This window comes from Paenibacillus sp. OT2-17, assembly GCF_009827695.1.
GTDB lineage: Bacteria > Bacillota > Bacilli > Paenibacillales > Paenibacillaceae > Paenibacillus > Paenibacillus polymyxa_B.
In genome coordinates this window covers 1-6,541 of sequence record NZ_WUDQ01000184.1, presented here as the reverse complement: position 1 = coordinate 6,541, position 6,541 = coordinate 1, and the positions used below count along the sequence as shown (strand labels likewise).

The 6,541-nt window shown below is 46.9% G+C and carries 4 protein-coding genes and 1 pseudogene; 3 read left to right on the top strand and 2 right to left on the bottom strand.

Annotation, left to right across the window (positions count from 1 at the left end; all coding sequences use genetic code 11):
• Positions 1-842 (bottom strand): uroporphyrinogen decarboxylase (gene hemE / locus GRP75_RS16740; protein ID WP_160789851.1); only part of this gene is annotated, 842 nt, incomplete at its 3' end.
• A gap of 233 nt (positions 843-1,075) precedes the next feature.
• Between hemE and GRP75_RS16735 the strand changes: the two are divergent.
• A pseudogene (locus GRP75_RS16735) lies at positions 1,076-2,304 on the top strand (MFS transporter).
• A gap of 112 nt (positions 2,305-2,416) precedes the next feature.
• Here GRP75_RS16735 and GRP75_RS16730 read toward each other — a convergent pair.
• Positions 2,417-3,061: a class I SAM-dependent methyltransferase gene (locus GRP75_RS16730; RefSeq protein ID WP_160789850.1), complete on the bottom strand. Its 645-nt coding sequence runs from the start codon at positions 3,059-3,061 to the stop codon at positions 2,417-2,419.
• A 157-nt stretch (positions 3,062-3,218) separates the two neighbouring features.
• Here GRP75_RS16730 and GRP75_RS16725 point away from each other — a divergent pair, with 157 nt between their 5' ends.
• Positions 3,219-4,379, top strand: a complete 1,161-nt coding sequence (locus GRP75_RS16725; RefSeq protein WP_023987994.1) for a THUMP domain-containing class I SAM-dependent RNA methyltransferase — start codon at positions 3,219-3,221, stop codon at positions 4,377-4,379.
• 188 nt (positions 4,380-4,567) lie between these two features.
• Positions 4,568-6,541: sulfatase-like hydrolase/transferase (locus GRP75_RS16720; RefSeq protein WP_160789849.1), on the top strand; the 1,974-nt coding region annotated here is incomplete at its 3' end.

The window sequence follows — 6,541 nt, the reverse complement described above, 5'->3', positions numbered from 1 at the left end:
TGTACACCAAAACCGTTCCCCAAGCGACGACGTCCTTCAGGTATACTTACCCGCCAGTCCAGTCCAATCACATCGGCTTTTAACCCATTCAAGTGTGGGAGCAATTCACCAGAGCTTACGCCCGGGAAATAAATTTTAGGTACATCCAGATCAGATAGTTCATGGAAAATACGTGTGATAGTCGGCAGCACAAAAGTTTGAAAATCATAAGGCGAGAGCGCACCTACCCAGCTATCAAACAATTGAAAAGCCTTACCGCCATTAGCGATATGGGCTCGCACGTATGTAATAACCATGTCCCCTAGCTTATCCATCAGGCGATGCCACAACTCAGGCTCTCCATACATCATCGCTTTCGTGCGAATATATCCTTTGGAGGGCCTCCCTTCTATTAAATAGCTTGCAATGGTAAAAGGCGCTCCAGCGAACGTAATCAATGGCACGTTTAGTTCACGGTCCAAAATACGAATCGTTTCCAAAATATGACCCAAATCGCGTTCCACATCAATTGGACGCAACTTATCTACGTCTGCAGCTGACCGGATCGGATTATCAATAACCGGGCCAATATTTTTGACAATATCAAAATCAACCCCTAGCGAGGCTACCGGATTCATAATATCAGAATATAAAATTGCAGCGTCCACCCCAAGCTTGCGCACGGGCATCAAGGTCACTTCTGCGGCCAACTCGGGCTGGCGGCATATTTCAAGCAGTGTGTATTTTTCTTTAATTTTGCGATACTCAGGGTCATACCTTCCGGCCTGCCGCATGTACCATACGGGAATATGATCCACAGCTTGCTTGCGGCAAGCGCGGATAAAAGTATCATTGTAGGTCATGACTTCAGCCTCCAGTTCGAATCATAAATACTATATTTTATTATGCCCTTTTTCAAGAGTCGTAACAACCGCAGCTCTCGAACAAACCATGACAAACCCATGACATTTGGATAAAGTTTCAATGAAGTGTGCTATACTAGAGAAATGGCTTTTTTAAAGCTCCGGAGAAGTTATGCTTTGATAAGTAGGATTTACAACAGGATGAGAATGGGCAGAAAGGAAGTGAAAGCACATTGAAAACGTGGGAGACGTGGGAGACGTGGAAAATCAATCTCATTGTGCTTTGGTTCGGTCAGTTTCTGGTCAATGCGGGTATCACGATGATTACTCCGTTCCTCGCCCTGTATCTGGCTCAGGACCTTCATGTGAAGGGAGAGCACGATATTGTCTATGGGCCGGAGTTATTTTTGCCGCTAACTTTTTGACCTCATTTATGTTCCAGCCTTTGTGGGGCAAGCTGGCTGACCGATATGGACGTAAAGTCATGCTGCTTCGCTCAGGCTTTGGTATGGCTTTGGTCATCGGATGTATGGGTTTGGTCACCCACCCGTGGCAACTGCTGGCGCTTCGCCTGCTGAACGGTACGATTTCGGGTTTCAATCCGGCATCGATTTCCCTAGTGTCGGGTACCACTCCCAAAGAGCGAACCGGATTCGCTATGGGGATTATGCAATCCGGTCAGATGGCTGGCACGATTCTCGGTCCTCTGCTAGGCGGATTTTTGGCTGACTGGGTCGGATTCAGACCGATCTTTTATATTACAGGCGCTCTAATTTTTATAGCCTCGCTCATCGCAATGTTTCTGGTTAAAGAAAATTTCAGCAAAACGGAAGCTGCACGCATACCGCAAATTTCGGTTCTTGCCGGATTAAAGGAGCTAAGCCATACGCCCCAGCTTCCGGCTTTGTTCACCGTAACGTTTCTGCTCCAGTTTGCCATGATCAGTACGGTATCTCTGCTACCGTTATATGTGCAAAAACTGTATGGGTCGGCAGAAGGAATTGCGCTGATTGCCGGGTTCGTTACGGCTATTACAGGCGTATCCAATATGGTTGCTGCACCGCTCCTTGGAAGATTGAGTGACAAGATAGGAGCGCACAAGATCTTGACCATTGCACTGCTCGGAACGGCGGTTATGCTCATTCCGCAGGCTTTTGTCAATGAAGTATGGCAACTTGTCATTATCCGTTTTTTCATGGGTGTATTTATGGGCGGTCTGCTACCAAGCGTAAATGCGTTGATTCGCACGTATACACCGGAAGGAATGGAAAGCCGTTCTTTCGGCTTCAATACCAGTTCGCTAGCGCTCGGAAATATGCTGGGTGCTGTCATTGGCGGGGTGCTATCCGGGTTTATTGGCATCGAAGGACTGTTTATCATGTCAGGTGTCCTGTTAATCGTCAACATATTCTGGGTACGCATGAAGCTTTTTGATCGTAAGGCTACGCCTGATTTCAGGTAAGATAACCTTCGGGTAAGACAAGCCTGCCTTAACAGACAAGAACCACCTTGTTCACGCTGCCGTGGACAAGGTGGTTCTTTCTTTATATATGGCTATACATGGGGAATGAACGCTATTTAACTCGAGCTAGCGCCAATCCATCGTACGCTGGCAAAAGCGTGCTGACCAGCCGCGGATCTGTTGCTATCGTTTCGTTAAAACGTCTCACGGCCTGGACGGCAGGGCCGTTCTTATCCGTATTCAGCGTCCGTCCGCGAAGGAAACAGTTGTCTCCCGCAATAATGGCACCCGGATTCGCCAGAGCAATCGCATATTCCAGATACACTGGGTAATTTTCCTTATCTGCATCAATAAAGAAAAAATCGAATGTTCTTCCCTCTTCCTGAAGTTCCTTCAAACTATCCGCTGCGGGTCCGATACGGTATTCGACACGGTCACCGTAGCCGTTGTTTTCCATATGTCGATGTGCCAGCGCTGCGTACGCTTCTTTCAGCTCAAGTGACACAATGCGGCCCTTTTCTCCCAGCCCACGGGCCAGACATAATCCACTGTAGCCGCCTAATGCGCCGATTTCCAATACATGCTGTGCGCCAGATACTTCAATTAGAAAGGTCAACAGTTTTCCGTAAGGATGAGCAACGGATACTTCCGGCATACCTTCTTTAACGATAGCCTCCCTAATACTGCACAGTGCTTCATCTTCTCGTACCAGCTGGTCTACATATTGTTCAGGCGTCATATTTGGTGTAATTTCCACGGTTCATCTCTCCTTCTTGCTTAATCATAGCTCAGGTTGGACGTGGTGTCCTTCGTAAATTTTTTACCTTAATGATTTGTCTCTTCGAGTACAATGACCTATACTATAGGGATTGAACCAAGCTTACATGATTATGGGGACGGAGTGAATACGTTTAATGACTCAACTGCAACTAATTGCAACTGCGCCAATGGGACTTGAAGCCGTCGTGGCCCGGGAACTCAGAGAACTCGGATACGAAGATCTGACCGTTGAAAATGGCCGCGTCGTTTTTACCGGAGATTATATGGATATATGCCGGTGTAACCTGTGGCTTCGCACATCAGACCGCGTGCTTATAAAAATGGGTGAATTTGCTGCAACTACCTTCGACGAGCTGTTCGAGGGTACCAAAGCATTGCCTTGGCAGGATTGGATTCCTGTAGATGGTGAATTTCCCGTAGAGGGACGTTCGCACAAATCACAGCTTAGTAGCGTACCAGCCAGTCAGGGAATCGTCAAGAAGGCGATTGTAGAGAAGCTCAAGGAAACCTACCACACAGATTGGTTTGCTGAAGATGGCCCTCGTTACGTCATTGAGGTCATTCTATTGAATGATCGTGCGTTGCTGACACTTGATACGACCGGTCCAGGACTGCACAAACGCGGCTATCGTAAGCTCGTTACAGAGGCGCCTCTCAAAGAAACGATGGCTTCTGCTCTTATTCAGCTTAGTCGCTGGAGCCCTGACCGACCATTCTATGACCCATGCTGCGGTTCCGGTACTTTATTGGTCGAAGCTGCCATGCAAGCCTGGAACATTGCGCCAGGCCTGAGACGTACCTTTAACTCGGAAGACTGGCCTGTCATTGGCAGAGAATTATGGGATCAGGCTCGCGACGAAGCGATGGATTTGACCCGCGATGACATTCCTTTTGAGATTGCAGGTAGCGATATCGACCCAAATGCCATACAAGTTGCTGAGGCAGCTGTAAAAGCAGCAGGCTTTGCTAAAGACATCCCTCTTAAGGTAATGCCTGTAACTAAAGTCAGACTCGAAGGACAATATGGTGTGATGATTACAAACCCACCTTATGGCGAGAGACTGAGCGAGCAATCCGAGGTGGAAAAACTGATCCGTTCACTCGCACGCACGGCAGCCGAAATGAAGACTTGGTCCTTCTTTGCCATCAGCTCCACCAAGCAATTTGAGCATTATTGGGGCCGTAAAGCAGACAAGCGCCGGAAGTTGTTTAACGGCCGTATTGAATGCCAATACTATCAGTATCTAGGCCCTCTGCCTCCGCGCCGCAAAGATACTTCGCCGTTGCAGCCTTAAATATGATGAAGTTTAGGCCAGGAAACGAACCCTCTGTTCGTTCTTCTGGCCTAATTTGTGCTGTATTTTCTTTACTTAATCATTGAAATGCGCGAGATGAGCGCTATAATAATTAAAGGCATTTCGGTTTTAACATTACGTTAATATGTAGTTTATACTAGCCGAACATTTCTGCCGGAGGGGGTAAAGTGTTGGTTATTCGCACGTCCAGTGCAAGTCGCACTGGTAACACGTTCAGCAGAGTGCTGCTGTCTCGATATTTTGGATTAGGTCTGTTTTTTGTACTTATGATCGGCAAGCTCGTACTGATTCACTATAACTTGCATGCCCAAAATATTGACATGAATCCGCTGGATTATGTCATCGCTATTGGTTCTCTTTTACTTGTGAGCTTCTGGACCTTATGGCTACCACGTCGCGGACGTTTGATTGCTCTTGTGGTGCTCGATATTTTGCTCACCGCGCTCATTTATTCCGACATGGTTTATTATCGGTATTTCCAGGATTTCATTACGATTCCCGTCTTACTTCAAGCCGGACAAGTTGATTCTCTGGGCGGGAGTATCGCATCCCTTATGTACTGGTGGGATATTTTCTTTTTTGCAGACTGGATTCTGTTCATTCCGTATGTCATATTTGTGGCTTCGTTACGACGTCGACTTACAACGAATGATACTTATTTAGAAGCATCCCGAAGCTCGTTCACAAGGAGGTTCCTGCTTCGCTTCTCCAAAGGGGCATTGGCCTTCCTGATTGGCTATGTATTGACATTTGGGCCGATCAAATATTATACCTCCACATGGGCAACTGGCATATTTGTCGGCAACTGGTGGTCGATGGCCTTGTACAACGTAACCGGCTTGATCGGATTTCATGGATATGACATCTACCGCTATGGTCAGGATCACCTTGGTCCCCAGCCTACATTGGCTCAAGCAGAATCCGATAAGGATAAGGAATGGTTTAATCAGCACCAAAAGTTGCTTCAGGTTAAAAATGATCTATCTGGCAAGTATAAGGGCAAAAACGTGATGGTCATACAAGCTGAAGCGTTCATGAACTTTTTTATCGGCAAACAGATCAACGGTCAAGCGATTACGCCTAACTTTGACAAACTGACGAAGGAAAGCATGTATTTCAACAATTATTTTCACCAGACTGCGCAGGGTCGTACTTCGGACGCGGACTTCTCTACACATGCTTCGCTGCATCCGCTCCCTACTGGCTCGGTATTTATCCGTTATGCGGACCATAAATTCGATACGTTACCTTCCATTTTGAAGGATACTGGGTATAGTCCCAATGCGTTTCACGTGTACGATAGCAGCTTCTGGAACCGTTACACCATGTATAAGGCAATGAACTATGACAAGTTCTACAGTAAAAAAGATTTTAAAATAGATGAGCCACTGGGTTGGTCACTGGGAGATAAATCCTTTTTCCGTCAAACGCTCAATGATCTCACCACCGAAGTTAAGCAGCCGTTCTACGCCTATATGGTCGGTATCTCCAGCCATCATCCGTACAACCTGTCACCTGACGCGGTAGATTTAGACGTTGGCGAGTTTGAAGGTACCATGTTCGGAGACTATCTGAAATCTGTCCATTATGTAGATGAAGCACTGGGCGAATTGGTAGATCAGATGAAGAAAGACGGACTGTGGGATGATACGATCCTGATGTTTTATGGGGATCATGACAATTCTATTAAAGACAAAGCACTGTATGAGAAGTTTTTAGGCAAGCCACTTACGGATCTGGACATGCAGAAAATCATGAATCAGGTGCCATTGCTTGTGCATCTTCCTGACGGAAGTCAGGCGGGCACGTATACGGAACCGGCAGGTCAGTTGGATCTGACGCCTTCCGTAATGCACCTACTTGGGATTTCTACAAAACCATATCATTTTATGGGAAACGATCTGTTTAGCGGGAAGCCTCGTATGGTTGTACTGCGTACTGGTGCTTTCACCGATGGACGAGTGTACTACATTCCATCTGAGGACGGTACATTCTCCAAAGGGACCTGTTACAACCTGAGTACAGGCCAGCCTACAGATGTTAACGCCTGCGGACCGGGCTATACCGAAGCTCTCAATCGGTTGAACATATCTGATCAGGTTATCACATACGATCTTATTCGCGAATGGGAACCACAAACA